Origin of the sequence: Burkholderia crassaminum (genome assembly GCF_964265005.1) — a bacterium.
Lineage (GTDB): Bacteria > Pseudomonadota > Gammaproteobacteria > Burkholderiales > Burkholderiaceae > Burkholderia.
The window spans coordinates 2,275,677-2,295,938 of sequence record NZ_OZ183799.1 but is presented as its reverse complement, the minus strand read 5'-3'; the positions used below and the strand labels follow the sequence as shown (position 1 = coordinate 2,295,938).

Here is a 20,262-nt window from a genome sequence, read left to right as displayed (position 1 = left end):
ATTCCTTTACTCGAAGCCGAAATTCGGTAGATACTCCCCTGCACTCCATCTTTCATCTTTGCACACCCGAATTCCGCAGGGTTTTTCAAGTACCAGAGGTAACCGGTTGCCGCGTGACGAAGGGAACAAATCGACCAAAGAAGCGAGGACGGTCATGCGATCTGCCCGGATTGCACTGATGCTGACGATCGCGCTCGCCGGTCCGTATGCGTCGAACTTCGCGTATGCGCAGCGCCCCGAGCAGGGCGCATCGTCGCGCAAGCTGCCGCGCGCCAAAGCGCCGCAGCCCGATCGTGCCTCCGAGATGGCGGTCCGTTCTGCCGTGCCTCCCGATTTCGAGCAGCGCCGCCGCGACGGGCACATGACGCCCGAGGAACGCCACCTTTTGCGCCAGCACATCGAAGACGCCGTTCGCGAGCTGTACAAGCGCTGACGCGCCGTCTTTCGCCCCGCGGGATATCGCCGCGATACACCGCGCGGAAAAGATTCGTAGCAATTTTTCCGTCAACTTTCCCCTGCCGATTGCCGTTGTACCGGCATCCGCACCGCTGGTGCGTTCCGGGAGTCCATGACGATGAAAGCGAACGTTGCCGTACCGGCGCCGTCGCCCGCTATGCAGTCGCCGCTCGACGCCGACGATGCGCTGTTTTTCCTGAGCCGTACCGGGTTTTCTCCCGCGCCCGCCGATGTTGCACGCATCGTCGGCATGACACGCGCGCAGGTCGTGGCCGACACGCTCGGCAGCGTTCGCCGCGACCCCGTCACGACGTGGCCCGACTGGATCGCCGAGCTGCCGCCGACGCGCGCACAACGCCAGGCGCTGACCCCCGACATGCGACGCGACGAGCAGCGCGAACGCAATGTCCGCTACGATGCGCTGCGCGCGGTCTGGGTCAACGAGATGATCGTCACGCCGTCGCCGCTGACCGAGCGCATGACGCTGTTCTGGCACGGACACTTCACGTCGGGGCAGGACAAGGTGCCTTATCCGCAGACGATGGCTGCGCAGAACGCGCTGTTTCGCCGCGAGGCGCTCGGCAACTTCGGCGTGCTGCTGCACGCGGTCGCGAAGGATCCGGCGATGCTTCAGTATCTCGACGGCGCGAGCAATCGCAAGGGCCGCCCGAACGAGAACTTCGCGCGCGAGGTGATGGAGCTGTTCACGCTCGGCGAAGGGCATTACACCCAATACGACGTGACCGAAGCCGCGCGCGCGATGACGGGCTGGACGGTCGATCCCGATACGCTGCGCTTCGAGGTGCGGCCGGAATTGCACGATGCGGGCGACAAGACGATCCTCGGCGAAACGGGGCCGTTCGACGGCGACGACTTTCTCGACATCCTGCTGAAGCGGCCCGGCACCGCGCGTTTCATCGCCGGCAAGCTGTGGCGCGAGTTCGTGTCGGATACGCCCGATCCGGGCGCGCTCGATGCGGTGGCCGAGCGGTTTCGCTCGACCGGCTACGACATTCGCGCGGCGCTCGCCGCGCTGTGGTCGACCGACGCATTCTGGGATCCGCGCAATCGTGGCGTGCTCGTCAAGTCGCCGGCGGAATTCGTCGTCGGCTCGGTGCGGCTGTTCGACGTGTCGTACGGCGATCCGCAGATGCTCGCGAACACCGTGCGCACGCTCGGGCAGAACCTGTTCTACCCGCCGAACGTGAAGGGCTGGCCGGGCGGCGCGCTGTGGATCAACAGCACCACGCTGCTTGCGCGCAAGCAGTTCGTCGAGCAACTGTTCCGCGCGACGGAGACGGCCGGCATGCACCCGCCGGCGCATGCGATGGTGCCGCCGCAGAGTGTTCGCGCGCACGCGATGCCGGTGGTCGATACGGCGTCCGCTGCCGGCATGCGCGCGGCGCCTGCCAAGCCCGCGCGCGGCGGCCTGCGATTCGACCTCGAACGCTGGCTTGCGCAATATCGCGCGCGGCCGCAGGCGATCGCGGGTTTGTCGACCGAGCTTCAGTTGCAGCACGCGGTGCTGCAGCTTTCGCCGGTCGCGGCGATCGACACGGATTCGACCGGCAGCGCGTATCTCGAGGCGCTGCTGATGGATCCGGCCTATCAACTGAAATGATTCGAACGACGATGAAGCGGGGAGCCGGTGCGGCAAAGGTGCCGGGCGGCGAACCAAAGGATGCGCGATGAACCGACGTGATTTTCTGACCCTGACGGGTGCTGCGGCCGCGGCCGGCGTGTCGATGTGGCAGGCGCCTGCGATGGCCGCGACCGGGCGGCAGCCGGCGGCCGGGTATGCGAACGTGCTGATCCTCGTCGAGCTGAAGGGCGGCAATGACGGCCTCAACACGGTGGTGCCGTATGCGGACCCGCTGTACTACCAGTTCCGGCGCAGCATCGGCATCAAGCGCGAGCAGGTGCTGCAACTCGACGCGCACACGGGGTTGCATCCGTCGCTCGCGCCGCTGATGCCGCTGTGGCGCGACGGGCAGGTCGCGGTCGTGCAGGGCGTCGGCTATCCGCAGCCGAACCTGTCGCATTTCCGCTCGATCGAGATCTGGGATACCGCGTCGCGCTCGGACCAGTACCTGCACGAAGGCTGGCTCACGCGCACGTTCGCGCAGGCGCCGGTGCCGCCCGGGTTCGCGGCGGACGGCGTCGTGCTCGGCAGCGCCGAGATGGGGCCGCTCGCGAACGGCGCGCGCGCGATCGCGCTCGTCAATCCCGCGCAGTTCATCCGTGCGGCCCGGCTCGCCGAGCCGTCGTCGCTACGCGAACAGAACCCCGCGCTCGCACACATCATCGACGTCGAGAACGATATCGTGAAGGCGGCCGACCGGCTGCGCCCGCGCGGCGGGATGCGTGAATTCCGGACGGCCTTTCCGGCCGGTGCGTTCGGCACGTCGGTCAAGACCGCGATGCAGGTGCTGGCCGCGTGCGAGGCGTCCGGGCCCGGTGCGCAGGATGGTGTCGCGGTGCTGCGCCTGACGCTCAACGGGTTCGACACACACCAGAACCAGCCGGGGCAGCAGGCCGCGCTGCTCAAGCAGTTCGCGGAAGGGATGAGCGCGATGCGCGGCGCGTTGATCGAACTCGGGCGCTGGAACCAGACGCTCGTGATGACGTATGCGGAATTCGGGCGGCGCGTGCGGGAGAACCAGAGCAACGGCACCGATCACGGCACGGCGGCGCCGCATTTCGTGATGGGCGGGCGCGTGGCCGGCGGGCTTTACGGTGCGCCGCCGGCGCTCGGGCGGCTCGACGGCAACGGCAACCTGCCGGTCGCAGTCGATTTCCGCCAACTCTATGCGACCGTGCTCGGGCCGTGGTGGGGGCTCGATGCGACACGCGTGCTGCAGCAGCGCTTCGACACGCTGCCGTTGCTGAAGGCGTGATGCGCGGCGATCAGCGCCGGCGTGCGGCGCGCCACGCGATCCACAGTTTGCGGATCGGCGTCAGCGCGATGCGCTGGTGCAGCACCTGGTAGCCGTCACGCTCGATTTCGTCGAGCAGCGAGCTGGCCAGTGCGATCTGCGCGCGCAGCGTGCGCTGGGTGCGGCGTTCGGATGCAGGGATCGCCGCTTCGGCGGCCGCGAGCGCTTCGCGCGCCCGTGCCGTCTGGAATTGCAGCAGCTCGGTGAACGCCGGGCTGTAGCGACGGTTCAGCAGGTCGGCCGCCGTCACGTTGTAGCGCTGCAGCTCGTCGATTGGCAGGTAGATGCGGCCGTGGCGCGCGTCTTTGCCGAGTTCCTGCACGAACTGCGCGAGCATCAGCGCGCGGCCGGCGTCCGCGGCCCACGGCTGCGGGTCGGCCGGGTTGGCGGCGCCGGCGCGCGCGACCAGCGACGCGAACGTGCTGCCGGTCTGCGCGACGTAACGCTGCAGGTTCGCGAAATCGAGGTAGCGCGCCTGTTCGAGATCCATCCCGTAACCGTTGACGAGCATGCGCAATGCATCGGCCTCGGCGGCGATCGCCGGATGATGCTGCGCGAGCGCCTTCGTAACAGGGTGCGACGGCTGCCCGTCGGCCAGCGCCGCGAGTTCCTTGTGCCACCACGCGAGCTTCGTGTGTCCGACGGTTGGGTCGCTGGTTTCCTTGACGGTTTCCTCGAGTTCGCGGCGCAACGCGAACAGCGCGGTCAGGCGTGGCTGCGTGGCGAGCGGCGCCTGACGCAGCGCGTAGTAGACGCTGGAGCCCGCGGGGGCGGCCTTTTGCTGACAGTATTCGTCGAAGTTCACGGGCGGAATCGTGTGGGGGCGGGTTCGGGGGACGCGCGGCGGCGCGGTGCCGAAACGTCGAGCGCGGCATTCTAGCACCGCTGCACGACGGGTGCCGGCGGGGCGAGACAACGCCGCACGGATCGGGTAGAATCTCGCGCTCGCCTGATCGGGCGTGCCGGTTCCAGGCTGGCGCGATGTCCCGGGCGCGCGGAAACGCATCTTGCGTGCCGCGTAGTCAGGCGACAGGAAATGCGCGTGAGTGGCGAAATTGGTAGACGCACCAGGTTTAGGTCCTGACGCCCGCAAGGGTGTGCCGGTTCGAGTCCGGCCTCACGCACCAGAAGTCGAATGCGCCTCCGTCTCGGGCCATTCATAAAAAGCGCTGTCGGTCGATTGGCCGCAGCGCTTTTTTGTTGATGCCTGTTTTGTTCGCCGACGTGCGGCCCGCACGGGCACACCCTGAAATTCGGCCGCGTGTAATATCGTGATCGCGATCGAATACACGAAGTACAACAACATCGAGGGGCCACCGATGCAAAACACCGTACGCCTCTCGATTTCCGTTCTGGCGCTGATGCTGACCGCGCCGGCATTTGCCAATACGCCTGCCGACAACATCGCATGGAGCGCCAAGCCCGTGCAGACGGTTGCATCGTCGTCGGCGTGCTCCGCGTACTCGGGGCGGGTGATGTCTAGCGGCCAGTCGCTGGCGACCGGAAGCGGGCTGGAAGCGCTCGGCGCGTCGCTGGCTAACGCCGCGCTGGGCGCCGCCCTGGGCGCCGTCGTCGGCAGATATCAGGGCGCAGCCCCCAATCCGTGTCCGCGTCCCGGCCTGTGACCGGCCTGCAAACGAATCGCGGGGCTCGCCGCTTCATCTGAAGCAAGCCCAATACCAAGCGCCGCGCGTCACCTGACCCGCGGCGCTTCGTCGTTTCTGGCGCGCCTATTCCCAGAAACTCCGGATCGCGACCGCCACGATCACCGGCACCGAGAACACCAGCGGAATCGCGAAATACTGCGCTTCGCGATCGACGACCCAGCTATAGATCACCCACGCCGCGCCGATCGCGAACGTGATGAGGCCGACCGTCACGGCGGCGATGTTCAGGACCAGCTTCGAAGGCTGGCGGCGCGCCTTGGTATTGTCGTCGTTATCGCGCGGGGACGATTTCATCGGAAGAGTGCGGCTTCGGGCCGGAACGGGGATAAAAGCACAGGAAACCCCATCCGCTCCGATCGCGCAAGAGGGCCGGCCCCGGCCGGCCCCCGCCGCGTCTGTCAGCGCGCCTTACAACCCGAACGACGCCGCCAGTTCGTCCAGCAGTCCGCGCTGGAACGTGACGAACCGCTCGCCCGGCTGCTGCGCGATCGCGAGGTCGAGCATCGGATCGGCGACGTCGGTGCGAATGCCGGCCAGTTCCTCGACGATCGCGAGCCCGCAGAACGGCACGTACGCCTCCGAATAGCCGCCTTCGTGAACGATCACGAGCCGCCCGCCGCAATGGCGTTGCGCAGCCTCCTTCACCGCACGCGTCATGAACCGGTAGCTGTCGGTATGCAACTGCATGCGCGCGAGCGGATCGACCGCGCTCGCATCGAGGCCGCTGGCGACGACGATCAGCTCGGGCCGGAAATGCTCCAGCGCCGGCAGCACGATCCGCTCGAACGCGTAGCGATACGCATCGTCGCCGCTGCCCGCGAGCAGCGGCACGTTCAGGTTCGCGCCGACGCCCGCGCCTTCGCCGCGATCGTCCGCGCCGCTATAGCCGGGCGGGAAACAGCGGTCCTGGTGCAGCGAGATCGTCAGCGTGTCCGGATCGTCGTAATAGATCGACTGCGTGCCGTTGCCGTGATGCACGTCCCAGTCGATTACGGCGACGCGCTCGATGCCGTGGTTCGCGCGTGCGGCCTCGATCGCGATCGGGATGTTCGCCAGCATGCAGAAGCCCATCGGGCGATCGCGCAGGCAGTGGTGGCCGGGCGGCCGCGACAGCGAGAATGCATTGGCCGCGCGCTCGCCGACCACCGAATCGACGGCGGCGATCGCAAGGCCGGCAGACAGCGCGGCGATCTCGTAGCTGCCCTTGCCGAACGGCGCGAGATCGCCGAGGTCGCCGCCATTCGCGTCGCTGAGCGTGCGGAACGCGTCGAGATAGTGCGCGGGGTGAATGCGCAGCAGGTCGGCGGTCGATGCCGGTTCGGCACCGCGCAGGTCGAGCTGCGCGGCCAGGCCCGAGGCCTGCACGAGGGACAGGAAGCGGCGTTTCGAATCGGGCGATTCCGCGTAGCCCGCGCTCGACGGCGGCTGGACCCAGCCGCCGACCGGGAAGAACAGCGCATGCGTGCCGCCGGTGTGCCAGAAAGTGCGTTCGTCGGTGAAGAAGGCAGTGCGATTCATGGATGTGCGTGACCTGTCACGGTTGGGAGGAAACGGAAGGGCGCGTGCGGCGGTCGATGTGGCGCAGCGCGGCGAACGACAGGATCGCGACGGCCGTCGCGATCGTGAACAACGCATGCATCGTGCCGCCGGCGTCGAGCATCAGCCCGGCGAGCAGCGGGCCGGCAGCGAGGCCGGCGCCGATCACGAAATTGAGCGTGGCCACGAGGCGGCCCGACGTGTCGATCTGCGCGACGGTCGCGAGGATGAACGGCAGGACGAAGGTCCACGCGAACTTGAATGCGAAGATCGCCGCGCTGTAGCCGCCGGTTTTCCGCATCACGGCGAGCGCAACGAGCGACGCCGCAAGCAGCGCGTAACCGGCCGCGAGCATCGCGCGCCGCGCGAGCCGGCCGCCCGCGCACGACGCGAGCGCCGCACCGGCGATGCCCATCACGCTCGCGATCGCGAGCACGTTGCCGGTCGACTGCGGATCGAACCCGGCTTCGGACGCGGCACGGCTTGCGAACGTCCACACGCTGCCGATCGCGAGATAGAACGTCAGCACCGCGCCGATCGCGAGCACGATGAAGCTTTGCGGTGTTTGCGCCGCTGCGCCGCGCGCGTTTTGCGCGGGTGCGGTTCGCGCGCCCAGCGATGACGGAAAGCCGCGCGACAGCGGCGAGGCGAGCAGCGCGAGCGCGGCGAGCGCGACATACAGCGCGCGCAGCCCGAATGCCGCGAACACATGCGGCAGCGCGAACAGGCCGATCGCGCCCGCAATCAACTGGCCGACGACCCACAGGCCGTACACGCGGTCACTGTTCTCGCTCGTTGCGGCACTTGTCATGCAGAGCACCATCAGCGAACCGCCGCCGAGCGCGGTGACGGCGCGCAGCGCGAGCAGGGCGGCGAAGCCCGGCATCCACAGTGCGGTCAGCAGGTTGCCCGCGCCGAACAGCGCGATAGCGAACGCCGCGACACGGCGCGCGTCGATCCGGCCGAGCCACAGGTACGACGGCACGGTCGCGAGGCTGAACGCGCCGAGTTCGACGAAGAAGTAGGTGCCGATCTGCGACGCGGACAGCCCGAGTTGCGTCGCGAGCTGGCCGGCGACCGCGGGTGCCACGAGCAGCAACAGCGGCGTGATGGCCGCGAACACGACGAGCGCGACGAGCGTCGAGCGCGCGAAGGTCGATGCGCGGCCGTCGGGCGGGAGTACGGCATCCGGGGACAGGGTTTTCATGGCGGGATCTCGTTTGGGGAGTCAGAACAGGTGGTACATGCCGACCATCGCGCCGAACTGCGATGCGCCCGCGAGCGGCGTCGGATCGTATTCGTAGACGGTTTGTGAGCTCTGGCCGCTGTTGCGCGCGTAGCCGAGGTTCACGTAGGCGACGGAGCGTTTCGACAGCGCGTACGTGGTGCTCGCGATGAACAGCGTCGGGTGGCCGATTGCCGGCGTGCGCGAGTCGGTGTGGTAGACGCCCGCGTTCAGGCCGATCCCGTTCGGTGTCAGGTAGCGGGCACCGCCCCAGACGATCGTGCGCGCGGCGTCGAGGTCGCCGGTCAGGCGTTCGACACCTGCATAGACGGTGAGCGGCAGCGCGGCGAACGCATAGCGCGCGGCGAGCGTGCCGAGTTCGCGGCGGCGTGCCGACGTGTCGTCGGCCGCCGATAGATCGCCGTGCGCCTGATGCAGCACCGCGCTGACCGACAGGCCGTTGCTCGTGTACTGGCCGCCGAGTTCGAGCACGCGTCCGGCACGCGTATTGCCCGCAACGCCGGACGTCGCGGCAAGCGCTTCGACGTCGAAGCCGGCGAACGTCGGCGACTGGTACTTGACCGAGTGGTCGATGAAGTTCGCGTTCATCGGCACGATGACGCCCTGGCCGCTGTACGACGCGTACCAGAGCGGGTCGTAGAACAGCGTCTTGTCGAACAGCACGCTGAACTGCCGGCCGAGCGTGACGGTGCCGACAGGCCCCGCGATGCCGACGTACGCGCCTCGGAAGAACGCGTAGCCGGGAGCGGTCGCGGTGCCGTCGTTGAGGTTGAGGCCCTGTTCGAGCTTGAACAGCGCACGCCAGCCGCCGCCGAGATCCTCGTTGCCCTTCAGCCCGATCTGCGAAGGCAGGATGCCGTAGTTCTGCAACTGCACGGCCGAGTGGCGCCCGTCGGCATGCGTCAGGTATTGCACGCCGGCGTCGAGCGCGCCGTACAGCGTGAGGGTCGACTGCGCGTGCGCGGCGGCGCTGCACGCGACAAGCGTCGCGGCGGCCGCGGCCGTGCGGATGAAGCGGGGTTTCGTCACGTGGGGTTCTCCATACCGTCCTGCATCGGTTTGTCGTTGGTGTTGTCGCGACGCAGTGTCCGCAGCGGGAAAACCTTCGAACAGTCGTACAGATGAACGGTGTGGAAAACCCGCGGTGCGCGGCATGTACGTGACGCGCTGGCGTCGCGCGGCGTGCTGCGGAGCAGCAACGTGCCGTGCACCGTTCAAATGGATGGGGCTGGCGCCCGTTCCGGCACCGTGGCCCGTCAAAAAAGCCGATCGCTATAATCGGCCGGTGTCGTTGCGCACGTCAGCAGCCCGATCGGGCAGGGGAGCGGAAGGTGAGGATCACGACGGATATCGGGCAGGATCTCGAAGCGCTGCGGGACGTGCCGGCAGCCATCGTGCTCGACGAGTTCGCCTGGCCGCCGCTGCCGTCCCGGCGCGCCGATTTCAACGGTGTCACGCGCGGCGACGCATCGCAGCGCGAACTCGGGCTGATGCTGCTCGACCTGTACGCGGTTGCCGCGCGGTCCGGCATCGGCGAATTCGAATATCGCTTCTTTTCGCTGCTGCAGGCGCTCATTCCGTTCGACGCTGCATGGACCGGCGTCGCGACCCATGTGCCGACCGGCCCGGTGATGCACAACAGCTTCCTGTACCGCCTGCCGCACGCGTTCTTCAGCGACTGGAAGCGTGTGCGCGATTGCGACCCGCTCGCGCATCGCACGCTGCGCGGCGCGCACGGCCACGCGGTGCGGTTGTCGGTCGTCGAGCCGGGGCTCGATGCCCGGTTTCGCGACTGGTGCGTGAAGTACGGGCTCGCGCAACTGATGTGCGTGTGCACGCTCGATCGCCGTTTCGGCCTGACGACGTTCATGTCGATCTACCGCCAGGGCCTGAATCGCCCGTTCAGCGACGACGATGCGCGCCGTTTCGAGGAAGTGATTCCGCATCTCGCGGCGGCGCTGACGATCAATCGCGCCGCGCAGCTCACGCGCGAGCGCGGCGATACGGTTGCACCGGCGGCGCGCGCACTGTGCGACAACTTCGGCGTGCTCCACCACGCCGATCACGGCTTCGACGACGTGCTGCGCACCGAATGGCCGGCATGGGCCGGTGCGCGCGTGCCGGAGCCGCTCGTTGCGCACCTGCGGCGCCAGGCGGGCCAGCCGTTCGTCGGCGATGCGTTGCGGATCCAGTGTGTGCCGGTTGCGGGGCTGTTCCAGATCGAGGCGCGGCCGCGCTCGCTGCTCGACCGCCTGAGCCCGCGCGAGCTCGCGGCGATCCGTTATTACGGTGCCGGGCGCTCGCACAAGGAAGTCGCGCAACAGATGGCGATTTCGCCGACGACCGTACGCCACTACCTGCGCTGCGCGTACCGCAAGCTCGGCATGCATGACAAGAGCCAGATCGCCGGCGTGCTCGGCGCGACGGGCGGCGCGGCTGATGACGAACCGGTGGAGGCCGGTGGCGAGCCACGCTGAAGCGGACGAACACCGTGCGTGGCACGCGGTCGCGCGAATGGTTGTGTCCGCAACCATTGAGCGTTATGCTCGTCGGCTTCCAGGAGACGGAATTCCATCATGAACGACACGAATTCAGGGTCGGTGCGCGCGGCGGTGGTCGGGGTCGGCGCGATCGGCGGATTGCTCGCGGCCGCGCTGTCGCGGGCCGGCATGACCGTGAGCGCGTACGCGCGCGGCGCGACGCTCGATGCGCTGAATGCGCACGGCGTGCGCGTGATCGACGAGGCGGGCGCGACGTCGTCGGTTCCGGTGCGAGCGAGCGACGATGCGGCCGCGCTCGGCGTGCAGGACTACGTGGTGATCGCGCTGAAGGCACAGGCGCTGCCGGCGCTGGCCGCGCGCATTGCACCGCTGGTCGGGCCGGACACCGTGATCGTCGCGGCGATGAACGGGCTGCCGTGGTGGTTCACGCACGGGCTCGAAGGGGCGCTCGACGGCGTGCCGCTCGATGCGGTCGACCCGGCCGGCACGGTGTCGGCGGCGTTGCCGCCCGCCCAGGCGATCGGCTGCGTCGTTCACCTGTCGTCGAGTACCGACGCGCCGGGCATCGTGCGCCGCGGGCGTGGCAACCGGCTGATCGTCGGTGCGCCCGATGCGCGGCTCGACACGGCCACCGCCCGGTTCGCCGCGGCGCTCGCGGCGGGCGGTTTCGACGTCGAGTCGACGCCGGCGATCCGGGCCGAGATCTGGACGAAGCTGTGGGGCAACATGAACATGAATCCGCTGAGCGCGCTGACGGGCTCGACGGCCGAGCAACTGCTCGACGATCCGTTCACGCAGGATCTCGCGCTGCGGATGATGGAGGAGGCGGCCGCGATCGGCGCGAAGCTCGGCCTGTCGACGGGGATGAGCGGGCCCGAGCGGATCGCGGTCACCCGCAAGCTCGGTGCGTTCAAGACGTCGATGCTGCAGGATTTCGAAGCGGGGCGCGCGCTCGAGATCGGGCCGATCCTCGGCGTGTTTCCCGAACTCGGGCGCAAGCTCGGCGTGCCGACCCCGTATTGTGACGCGGTGCTCGGGCTGCTGCGCCAGCGCGCGACGAACAGCGGGCTGTAGCGCCGGCGGGGCCGCTGCATGCGCGATGTCGGTGAGGGCGGAGCGCTGCAATCCGGTTGCAGCGCGCGGCGCATGACGCAAGGCGGGCCGCCCGCGTCGCCGGTGAGGCGATCGGGGCGGCCCGCCGAATTCATCTGATCAATGCGACAGGCGCCGTGCCCGTGTTGCCGCTCAGTCGTCCCGCTCGGTCGCGTGCGCGACGACCTTGTCGAGCAGCCGTTCGAATGTCTGGCGTTCGCTGTCGGACAGGCATGCGAGCAAGCCGTCGTTCCACTTGCGCACGATCGGCATGATCTTGCGATGCAGCGCGCGGCCGTCGGCGGTCAGCGCGATCAACACGATCCGGCCATCTTCCTCGCTTGCGCTGCGTTCGAGCAGCCCCTGACGCAGCAGCGCCTCGGCCGCCCGGCTCGCCTGGCTCTTGTCGAGATTGGTGTGGCGCGCGAGATCCATGATCGAGAACGGGCCGAAGGCGCCGACGGCGGCGATCACGCGCGCCTCGGGCAGCGAGATGTCGAGCTTGTGCCGGTACACCTCGCCGATCCCGCGGTCGGATCGCTTCGTGAGCGCGTGGAGGCGATAGGTCAGAAACTGATCGAGCCCGGCTTGACGGCCTTTCATGTCGAATCCTGAAGAAAAAGGGCGGGCCCGATTGTTCCTGTATCGCGCGCTCGGGTCAACGGTCAGTGTGCGCCGTACTTCAGGCGTGTCAATTGCTCCGCTTCGTTCGCGAGCAGATTGGCTGCGTCGCGGATCGCGACGTCGAGCGTGATCGGCCCGGGAGCCGGCGAGAAGCAGCCGGAAAAATGTTCGGACAGGCGCGGCAGCGCGGCCGGGTCGACCGCGCCGGACAGCAGCGACGCGGGTACGCCCGCGGCTTGCGCGTGGCGGCACGCGATGAACGGCGCCTTGCCGTGCAGCGTCTGTACGTCGGAGCGGCCTTCGCCGGTGATCAGCCAGTCGGCGCCGGCGAGCGCCGCGTCGAGCCCGACCTGCCGCGCGACCACTTCGGCACCCGCTTCGAACTGCGCGCCGAGCATGTGCAGCGCGAAACCGAGACCGCCCGCGGCACCGGCGCCCGGCAGGTCGCGGCTGCGACGGTCGAGCGCGGCTTCGAGCAGATCGGCGAAGTGGGCGAGCGCGGCGTCGAGGGTCGCAACGTGCTCGGGCGTCACGCCCTTTTGCGGGCCGAACACGGCGGTTGCGCCGTGCGTGCCCGTCAGCGGATTGTCGACGTCGGACATGCCGATGAATTCGGTTTCCTTCAGGCGCGCGTCGAGCCCCGACGCGTCGATGCGCGCGATGTCTGCGAGCCGCGACGGTACGGGCTCGACGGGCTGGCCGCCCGCATCGAAGCATTGCAGGCCGAGGCCCGCGAGCAGCCCGGCGCCTGCATCGTTGGTGCTGCTGCCACCCAGCGCGACGAAGAAGCGGCGCACGCCTTCGTCGAGCAGCGTGCGGATCGCCTCGCCCATTCCGCGCGTGCTGCGCGCGTCGACCGGCACGCTCATGCCGACCGGATCCGTAATGCCGACGATCTCGGCCGTTTCGACGATCGCGGTGCACGCGTCGATCACGCCGACCGCCGCGTCGCGTGCCGCGAGCGACGCACCGGCCACCCGCAGCGCGCGCCGCGAGCCGCCGCCCGCCAGCATCGCGTCGAGCGTGCCTTCGCCGCCGTCGGCCATCGGGCAGCAGCGCACGACGGCGTCGGGCCGGGCGCGGCGGATGCCGGTGGCGATCGCGTCCGCGACCTGCTCGGCGGAAAGCGAGCCTTTGAACGAATCGGGCGCGATGACGACGACAGGCGCGGACGGGTGTTGCGGCATGGTGTCTCCGGAAGGCGTGATTGGTGTGACGAATATTGGGGGCGACGGCGGCGCACCCTCATTCGGAGCTTACAGGATGGCGGGCACGTGGTGGATACGGCGTGCGGCATAGCGGCGATCCGCGCGCACGGCCGTGCAAAGGGCTGCCGACACGGCGCAGACGCACGCGCGTCGTGCCGATCTGGCGTGTGTGAGGAAAATTGTTTGCTAGAATAGTCGATTCTTCCGGCCAAAGCCGTGCTCCGAGCCGCTTGCGCTAGCCATTCGGCGCGTGCAGGGATGGCGTGGCGCTCCGGCGCGGCGAGTGTATGTGACGCACATCACGCCGCAGGCAGGCACGGCAAGGAAAACCCGATTCGCTCGAATAATTTTAGGACGATTGAAGCCATGGCTAACGTTGTTGAGAACCTCGGCAAGCTTGAACGCCGCGTGACGATTTCCCTGCCGAAAGACACCGTGCAGAAGGAAATCGACGCCCGTATCCATAAACTCGCGAAGACCGTGCGCATGCCGGGTTTCCGCCCGGGCAAGGTGCCGGTGAAGATGGTCGCGCAACAATACGCGGGCCAGGTCGAGGCGGAAGTGCTGAGCGACAAGATCGGCCAGGAATTCTTCACGATCAGCCGCGCGGAAAACCTGCGCGTCGCCGGCCAGCCGAGCTTCGAGCCGAAGCAGGAGCAGGCTGAAGATGCATACGCGTTCGACGCGACGTTCGAGGTCTACCCGGAAGTCAAGATCGGCGATCTGGCGACGGCTGAAGTCGAGCGCTCGACCACGTCGATCGGCGACGCCGAAATCGATCGCACGCTCGACATCCTGCGCAAGCAGCGCGTGCACTTCCACGCACGTGGCGAAGCCGGCGAGCACGGCGACGGCGGCGCGGATACCGCAGCCAAGGACGGCGACCGCGTGACGGTCGACTTCGTCGGCAAGATCGACGACGTCGCGTTCCAGGGCGGCACGGCCGAAGATTTCCCGTTCGTGCTCGGCGAAGGCCGCATGCTGCCGGAATTCGAAACCGCGGCGCTGGGCCTGAAGGTCGGCGAAGCACGCACGTTCGACTTGAAGTTCCCGGACGACTACCACGGCAAGGACGTGGCCGGCAAGACGGCCCAGTTCACGGTCACGATGAAGAAGATCGAGTGGCCGCACCTGCCGGAAATCGACGGTGAATTCGCGAAGTCGCTCGGCATCGAAGACGGCGATCTCACGAAGATGCGCGGCGAGATCAAGGAAAACCTCGAGCGTGAAGCGAAGCGCCGCACGCAATCGATCGTCAAGAACCAGGTGATGGACGCGCTGCTGAAGATCTCCGAACTCGACGTGCCGAAGGCGCTGATCGAGCAGGACCAGCAACGCCTCGTCGAAATGGCTCGCCAGGATCTGGCGCAGCGTGGCGTGCCGAACGCGAAGGATGCACCGATCCCGGCCGAGATGTTCACCGAGCAGGCAGAACGCCGCGTGAAGCTGGGCCTCGTGCTGGCCGAGCTCGTGAAGTCGAACAGCCTCGAAGCGAAGCCGGAACAGATCCGCGCGGAAGTCGACGAGTTCGCGAAGAGCTACGAAGACCCGAAGGAAGTGGTCCGCTGGTATTATTCGAACCAGCAGCGCCTCGCCGAGATGGAAGCGTTCGTCGTTGAAAGCAACGTCGTCGATTTCGTGCTGGGCAAGGCGAAGGTGACGGACAAGGAAGTGAGCTTCGAAGCACTCGCGAGCGCATCGGCGCAAGCGTAAGTGTTGCTCTAGCGGCGTGCCGGCTGTCGGAGCGACGGCCCGCACGCCGTTTTTACGTCAAGCGCACGGTTGCCATTAATATGGCGATTGAGCGGGCGGCTTCCTTCCGTTCAATTTTCCATTCGAACAAGGTTCATTGAATGATCACTCGCGCTGAATTGCTGGACATGCTTGCTTCGAACGCGCCGCAAGGTTTCGAGGCGCAAGCGCTGGGGCTGGTGCCGATCGTCGTCGAAACGAGCGGCCGCGGCGAGCGTTCGTACGATATCTATTCGCGTCTCCTGAAGGAGCGCCTGGTGTTCATGGTCGGCGAAGTGAACGACCAGACCGCCAACCTCGTGGTCGCGCAGCTGCTGTTCCTCGAGAGCGAGAATCCCGACAAGGACATCAGCCTGTACATCAACAGCCCGGGCGGGTCGGTATCGGCCGGGATGGCGATCTACGACACGATGCAGTTCATCAAGCCGGACGTGTCGACGCTGTGCATGGGCCTCGCGGCCAGCATGGGCGCGTTCCTGCTCGCGTCGGGCGCGAAGGGCAAGCGTTTCGCGCTGCCGAACTCGCGCGTGATGATTCACCAGCCGCTCGGCGGCGCACGCGGCCAGGCATCCGACATCGAGATCCAGGCGCGCGAAATCCTCTACCTGAAGGAGCGGCTGAACCAGTTGCTCGCGCAGCACACGGGCCAGGACGTCGAGCGCATCGCGCGCGACACCGACCGTGATAACTTCATGTCGAGCGAAGATGCGAAGGCGTACGGGCTGATCGATCAGGTGCTGTTGAAGCGCCCGTGAACTTAAGTGGGGTGCCGCCCCGATTCGCGCGGCACCCTTGCGATGTTCCGCACGCCCAGAGCATCTGCGGCAAGCGCATCCGGCCGGCTCCGGTCGCGCCCTAGGCGCGGCGTCCGGAGCATTCGGCGTATCATGTCATTTACCTGTCCGGAGGCTCTACATTCATGGCGGACAAAAAAGGTTCGAACAGCGAGAAGCTGTTGTATTGCTCGTTTTGCGGAAAGAGCCAGCATGAGGTGAAAAAACTCATCGCGGGCCCGTCGGTGTTCATCTGCGATGAATGTATCGACCTCTGCAACGAAATCATTCGCGACGAGGCGGCTGCCGCCGGCGTCGAGGCCAGCCTGTCCCGGTCGGATCTGCCGAGCCCGCAGGAAATTCGCGACATCCTCGATCAGTACGTGATCGGCCAGGAGCGCGCGAAGAAGATCCTCGCGGTGGCCGTGTACAACCACTACAAGCGCCTGAAGCATCTCGACAAGAAGGACGACGTCGAGCTGTCGAAGAGCAACATCCTGCTGATCGGCCCGACGGGCTCCGGCAAGACGCTGCTCGCGCAGACGCTTGCGCGGTTGCTCAACGTGCCGTTCGTGATCGCCGACGCGACGACGCTGACCGAAGCCGGCTACGTCGGCGAGGACGTCGAGAACATCATCCAGAAGCTGTTGCAGAACTGCAACTACGAGGTCGACAAGGCCCAGCGCGGGATCGTCTACATCGACGAAATCGACAAGATCAGCCGCAAGTCGGACAACCCGTCGATCACGCGCGACGTGTCGGGCGAGGGCGTCCAGCAGGCACTGCTGAAGCTCGTCGAGGGCACGATGGCGTCGGTGCCGCCGCAGGGTGGCCGCAAGCACCCGAACCAGGATTTCATCCAGGTCGACACGACCAACATCCTGTTCATCTGCGGCGGTGCGTTCGACGGCCTCGAAAAGGTGATCACCGATCGTACCGAGAAAACCGGTATCGGCTTCGGTGCGACGGTCAAGAGCAAGCAGGAGCGTGACGCGGGCGAAGTGCTGCGTGAAACGGAACCGGAAGACCTGATCAAATTCGGTCTGATCCCCGAATTGATCGGCCGCCTGCCGGTGGTCGCGACGCTCGGCAAGCTCGATGAAGCGGCGCTGATGAAGATCCTGGTCGAGCCGAAGAATGCGCTCGTCAAGCAGTATCACAAGCTGTTCGCGATGGAGCGCGTCGAGCTGGAGATCCGGCCGGGCGCGCTGCAGGCAGTCGCCCGCAAGGCGATCCGCCGCAAGACCGGCGCGCGCGGTTTGCGTTCGATCATCGAACAGGCGCTGCTCGACGTGATGTACGAGCTGCCGACGATGAAAGGGGTCAGCAAAGTCATCATCGACGAGAACGTCATCGATGGCGACGGCAAGCCATTGCTGATCTACGAGGACACGCCGAAGGTGGCGGGTTCGAACTGACCGGCTTGCCGACGATGTTCTGCGAAAAAGGCCGTTCATGAGACCGTGGGCGGCTTTTTTTCGTTTATCTTGTGGGTAACTCTGACTCGAAACGCGGTGGTTACTTTCTTACCGAATATTTCCCGCACTTGAAGGCTTGCAATTCGTTGTGGCGGCCTCAATTACCGAACAATTGATTCCACTCATGGGGAAATGAAATGTCAGGCACCCAACTTCTCCCGCCGGAACGCATCACGCTCCCGCTGCTGCCGCTGCGGGATGTCGTCGTTTTCCCGCACATGGTGATTCCGCTCTTCGTGGGCCGGCCGAAATCGATCAAGGCCCTCGAAGCAGCGATGGAAGGCGGCAAGCACATCATGCTCGTCGCCCAGAAAACCGCGGCCAAGGACGAACCGACCGAAAAGGACATGTACGAGGTCGGTTGTATCGCCAACATCCTGCAGATGCTGAAGCTGCCGGACGGCACCGTGAAGGTGCTCGTCGAGGGCTTGCAGCGCGCGAAGGCGTTGTCGATCGAAGAGCAGGAAACGCAATTCTCCTGCGACGTGATGCCGCTCGAGCCCGATCATGCCGACAGTGCTGAAACGGAAGCGCTGCGCCGCGCGATCGTGTCGCAGTTCGACCAGTACGTGAAGCTGAACAAGAAGATCCCGCCGGAAATCCTCACGTCGCTGTCGGGTATCGACGAAGCAGGCCGCCTCGCCGACATGATCGCCGAGCGCCTGCCGCTGAAGCTCGACCAGAAGCAGCACATCCTCGAGATGTTCCCGGTCATCGAGCGCCTCGAGCACCTGCTCGCGCAGCTCGAAGCCGAGATCGACATCCTGCAGGTTGAAAAGCGCATCCGCGGGCGCGTGAAGCGCCAGATGGAAAAGAGCCAGCGCGAGTACTACCTGAACGAACAGGTCAAGGCGATCCAGAAGGAACTGGGCGAAGGCGAAGAGGGTGCCGATCTCGAGGAACTCGAGAAGCGCATCAACGCCGCGCGCATGCCGAAGGAAGCGAAGAAGAAGGCCGACGCCGAGCTGAAGAAGCTGAAGCTGATGTCGCCGATGTCGGCGGAAGCCACCGTCGTGCGCAACTACATCGACACGCTGATCGGCTTGCCGTGGCGCAAGAAGAGCAAGGTCAACAACGACTTGTCGAATGCCGAGCAGGTGCTCGACGAGGATCACTTCGGCCTCGAGAAGGTGAAGGAACGCATCCTCGAGTATCTCGCGGTGCAACAGCGCGTGGACAAGGTCAAGGCGCCGATCCTGTGCCTCGTCGGGCCCCCGGGCGTCGGCAAGACCTCGCTCGGCCAGTCGATCGCCCGTGCGACGAACCGCAAGTTCGTCCGGATGGCGCTCGGCGGCGTGCGTGACGAAGCCGAGATCCGCGGCCACCGTCGCACGTACATCGGTTCGATGCCGGGCAAGATCCTGCAGAGCCTGACGAAGGTCGGCGTGCGCAATCCGCTCTTCCTGCTCGACGAAGTCGACAAGATGGGCATGGATTTCCGCGGCGATCCGTCGTCGGCGCTGCTCGAAGTGCTCGATCCGGAACAGAACCACACGTTCGCCGACCACTACATCGAAGTCGACTTCGACCTGTCGGACGTGATGTTCGTCGCGACGTCGAACTCGCTGAACATCCCGCCGCCGCTGCTCGACCGGATGGAAGTGATCCGTCTGTCGGGCTACACGGAAGACGAGAAGGTCAGCATTGCCCAGCGTTACCTGCTGCCGAAGCAGAAGAAGAACAACGGGCTGAAGGAAGGCGAGATCGAAGTCACCGAGCAGGCGATCCGCGACATCATCCGCTACTACACGCGCGAAGCCGGTGTGCGTTCGCTCGAGCGGGAAGTGTCGAAGATCTGCCGCAAGGTCGTGAAGATGCTGCTGCTGAAGAAGGCATCGGGCGCGATCAAGGTCGACGGCGAGAACCTCGATACCTTCCTCGGCGTGCGCAAGTACGACTTCGGCCTCGCGGCGAAGGAAAACCAGGTCGGTCAGGTGACAGGCCTCGCGTGGACGGAAGTCGGTGGCGATCTGCTGACGATCGAAGCTGCGGTGATGCCGGGCAAGGGCAACGTGATCCGCACGGGTTCGCTCGGCGACGTGATGAAGGAGTCGGTCGAGGCCGCACGTTCGGTCGTGCGCTCGCGTTCGCGGCGTCTGGGCATCAAGGACGAGGCGTTCGAGAAGCAGGACATCCACATCCACGTGCCGGAAGGTGCGACGCCGAAGGACGGTCCGTCCGCGGGCGGTGCGATGACGACCGCGCTGGTATCGGTGCTGACGGGTATCCCGGTGCGTGCCGATGTCGCGATGACGGGCGAAATCACGCTGCGCGGTGAAGTCCTGCCGATCGGCGGCCTGAAGGAGAAGTTGCTCGCAGCGCATCGCGGTGGCATCAAGCTCGTGCTGATCCCGGAAGAGAACGTGAAGGATCTCGCCGAGATTCCGGACAACGTGAAGAACGCGATCGAGATCGTGCCGGTCCGCTGGATCGACAAGGTGCTGGAACTCGCGCTCGAGCGTTCGCCGACCCCGCTGCCGCCGGAAGAAGAGGCGAAGGCGGCGGCACCGGTCGCCGATGCGGCGAAGGATGCCGGCTCGACGGAATTCGTCAAGCACTAAGCATTAGGACGCCGTCTGTTCTGACGGTTGTTCACGAAACCCGCGGCGTGGCCGCGGGTTTTTTTATATGTATCGGAATCGTGCGCGCGCGTTAAAAAAATTCACGCCAGGGCTTTGCAAAATGATCGGGGATGAATTAAACTTGCGGGCTCGCTGGTTGTTGATGCCGAAACGCAGATCGCAGCCAGAACGAATCGGAAACGGGTGCTTAGCTCAGCTGGTAGAGCGGCGCCCTTACAAGGCGTAGGTCGGGGGTTCGAACCCCTCAGCACCCACCAGTTTCCTGATTCAGCCAGACCAAGGAGCGGTAGTTCAGTCGGTTAGAATACCGGCCTGTCACGCCGGGGGTCGCGGGTTCGAGTCCCGTCCGCTCCGCCAAACAAAACGAAAGTGCCCGCCTTGTGCGGGCATTTTCGTTTGTGCGCCCGGTTG

17 protein-coding genes and 3 tRNA genes are annotated in these 20,262 nt (G+C 66.3%); 13 read left to right on the top strand and 7 right to left on the bottom strand.

Going from position 1 to position 20,262, the window contains the following annotated elements:
- Nucleotides 1-154: 154 nt before the first annotated feature.
- The 3 genes from ACPTTF_RS10555 (at nt 155) to ACPTTF_RS10545 (ending at nt 3,353) form a co-directional block, all read left to right on the top strand.
- Nucleotides 155-433, top strand: a complete 279-nt coding sequence (locus tag ACPTTF_RS10555; RefSeq protein ID WP_166960550.1) for a hypothetical protein — start codon at nt 155-157, stop codon at nt 431-433.
- Nucleotides 434-574: 141 nt separating this feature from the next.
- Complete coding sequence (locus ACPTTF_RS10550; protein WP_423371141.1) at nt 575-2,077, top strand: DUF1800 domain-containing protein; 1,503 nt, start codon at nt 575-577, stop codon at nt 2,075-2,077.
- A 67-nt stretch (nt 2,078-2,144) separates the two neighbouring features.
- Entirely contained in the window at nt 2,145-3,353 is a 1,209-nt protein-coding gene (locus tag ACPTTF_RS10545) for a DUF1501 domain-containing protein (protein ID WP_423371140.1), read from the top strand.
- Between the two features lie 10 nt (nt 3,354-3,363).
- On the opposite strand, the gene hpnD is transcribed toward ACPTTF_RS10545, so the two are convergent.
- Nucleotides 3,364-4,197 (bottom strand): presqualene diphosphate synthase HpnD, encoded by an 834-nt coding sequence (gene hpnD, locus ACPTTF_RS10540; protein ID WP_166959853.1) that lies wholly within the window; start codon nt 4,195-4,197, stop codon nt 3,364-3,366.
- Nucleotides 4,198-4,432: 235 nt separating this feature from the next.
- Between hpnD and ACPTTF_RS10535 the strand changes: the two genes are divergently transcribed.
- A tRNA-Leu gene (locus ACPTTF_RS10535) sits at nt 4,433-4,519 on the top strand.
- Between the two features lie 192 nt (nt 4,520-4,711).
- A complete protein-coding gene (locus ACPTTF_RS10530) occupies nt 4,712-5,017 on the top strand; it encodes a hypothetical protein (RefSeq protein ID WP_423371873.1) in 306 nt (101 codons plus the stop codon).
- Between the two features lie 105 nt (nt 5,018-5,122).
- On the opposite strand, the gene ACPTTF_RS10525 is transcribed toward ACPTTF_RS10530, so the two are convergent.
- From ACPTTF_RS10525 to ACPTTF_RS10510, 4 genes are all read right to left on the bottom strand, one after another.
- Entirely contained in the window at nt 5,123-5,353 is a 231-nt protein-coding gene (locus ACPTTF_RS10525) for a hypothetical protein (RefSeq protein WP_166959851.1), read from the bottom strand.
- Nucleotides 5,354-5,467: 114 nt separating this feature from the next.
- Entirely contained in the window at nt 5,468-6,577 is a 1,110-nt protein-coding gene (locus ACPTTF_RS10520; RefSeq protein WP_423371139.1) for a class II histone deacetylase, read from the bottom strand.
- A 16-nt stretch (nt 6,578-6,593) separates the two neighbouring features.
- A complete protein-coding gene (locus tag ACPTTF_RS10515; RefSeq protein WP_423371138.1) occupies nt 6,594-7,802 on the bottom strand; it encodes an MFS transporter in 1,209 nt (402 codons plus the stop codon).
- A 21-nt stretch (nt 7,803-7,823) separates the two neighbouring features.
- Nucleotides 7,824-8,870, bottom strand: coding sequence for a porin (locus ACPTTF_RS10510; RefSeq protein ID WP_423371137.1), 1,047 nt, complete (start codon nt 8,868-8,870; stop codon nt 7,824-7,826).
- A gap of 302 nt (nt 8,871-9,172) precedes the next feature.
- On the opposite strand from ACPTTF_RS10510, the gene ACPTTF_RS10505 reads away from it, so the two are divergent.
- Together ACPTTF_RS10505 and ACPTTF_RS10500 are read left to right on the top strand one after the other, a co-directional pair.
- The gene (locus tag ACPTTF_RS10505; protein ID WP_423371136.1) at nt 9,173-10,318 is read left to right on the top strand and encodes a response regulator transcription factor; all 1,146 of its coding nucleotides are present in this window, start codon (nt 9,173-9,175) and stop codon (nt 10,316-10,318) included.
- A 99-nt stretch (nt 10,319-10,417) separates the two neighbouring features.
- The gene (locus tag ACPTTF_RS10500) at nt 10,418-11,416 is read left to right on the top strand and encodes a 2-dehydropantoate 2-reductase (protein ID WP_423371135.1); all 999 of its coding nucleotides are present in this window, start codon (nt 10,418-10,420) and stop codon (nt 11,414-11,416) included.
- Between the two features lie 171 nt (nt 11,417-11,587).
- Here ACPTTF_RS10500 and ACPTTF_RS10495 read toward each other — a convergent pair whose 3' ends face one another.
- Nucleotides 11,588-12,037, bottom strand: a complete 450-nt coding sequence (locus ACPTTF_RS10495) for a MarR family winged helix-turn-helix transcriptional regulator (RefSeq protein ID WP_039367176.1) — start codon at nt 12,035-12,037, stop codon at nt 11,588-11,590.
- Nucleotides 12,038-12,099: 62 nt separating this feature from the next.
- The gene (locus ACPTTF_RS10490) at nt 12,100-13,245 is read right to left on the bottom strand and encodes a glycerate kinase (protein ID WP_423371134.1); all 1,146 of its coding nucleotides are present in this window, start codon (nt 13,243-13,245) and stop codon (nt 12,100-12,102) included.
- 387 nt (nt 13,246-13,632) lie between these two features.
- Here ACPTTF_RS10490 and tig point away from each other — a divergent pair, with 387 nt between their 5' ends.
- From tig to ACPTTF_RS10460, 6 genes are all read left to right on the top strand, one after another.
- Nucleotides 13,633-14,979 (top strand): trigger factor, encoded by a 1,347-nt coding sequence (gene tig, locus ACPTTF_RS10485; protein WP_166959834.1) that lies wholly within the window; start codon nt 13,633-13,635, stop codon nt 14,977-14,979.
- Nucleotides 14,980-15,119: 140 nt separating this feature from the next.
- Nucleotides 15,120-15,773 (top strand): ATP-dependent Clp endopeptidase proteolytic subunit ClpP, encoded by a 654-nt coding sequence (gene clpP / locus ACPTTF_RS10480; protein ID WP_010092137.1) that lies wholly within the window; start codon nt 15,120-15,122, stop codon nt 15,771-15,773.
- A 164-nt stretch (nt 15,774-15,937) separates the two neighbouring features.
- Complete coding sequence (gene clpX / locus ACPTTF_RS10475) at nt 15,938-17,209, top strand: ATP-dependent Clp protease ATP-binding subunit ClpX (RefSeq protein WP_006489345.1); 1,272 nt, start codon at nt 15,938-15,940, stop codon at nt 17,207-17,209.
- Nucleotides 17,210-17,406: 197 nt separating this feature from the next.
- Nucleotides 17,407-19,830: an endopeptidase La gene (lon, locus tag ACPTTF_RS10470; RefSeq protein ID WP_039367161.1), complete on the top strand. Its 2,424-nt coding sequence runs from the start codon at nt 17,407-17,409 to the stop codon at nt 19,828-19,830.
- A gap of 202 nt (nt 19,831-20,032) precedes the next feature.
- Nucleotides 20,033-20,108: transfer RNA gene (locus tag ACPTTF_RS10465), tRNA-Val, on the top strand.
- Nucleotides 20,109-20,131: 23 nt separating this feature from the next.
- Nucleotides 20,132-20,208: transfer RNA gene (locus ACPTTF_RS10460), tRNA-Asp, on the top strand.
- The last annotated feature ends 54 nt before the right edge of the window (nt 20,209-20,262 follow it).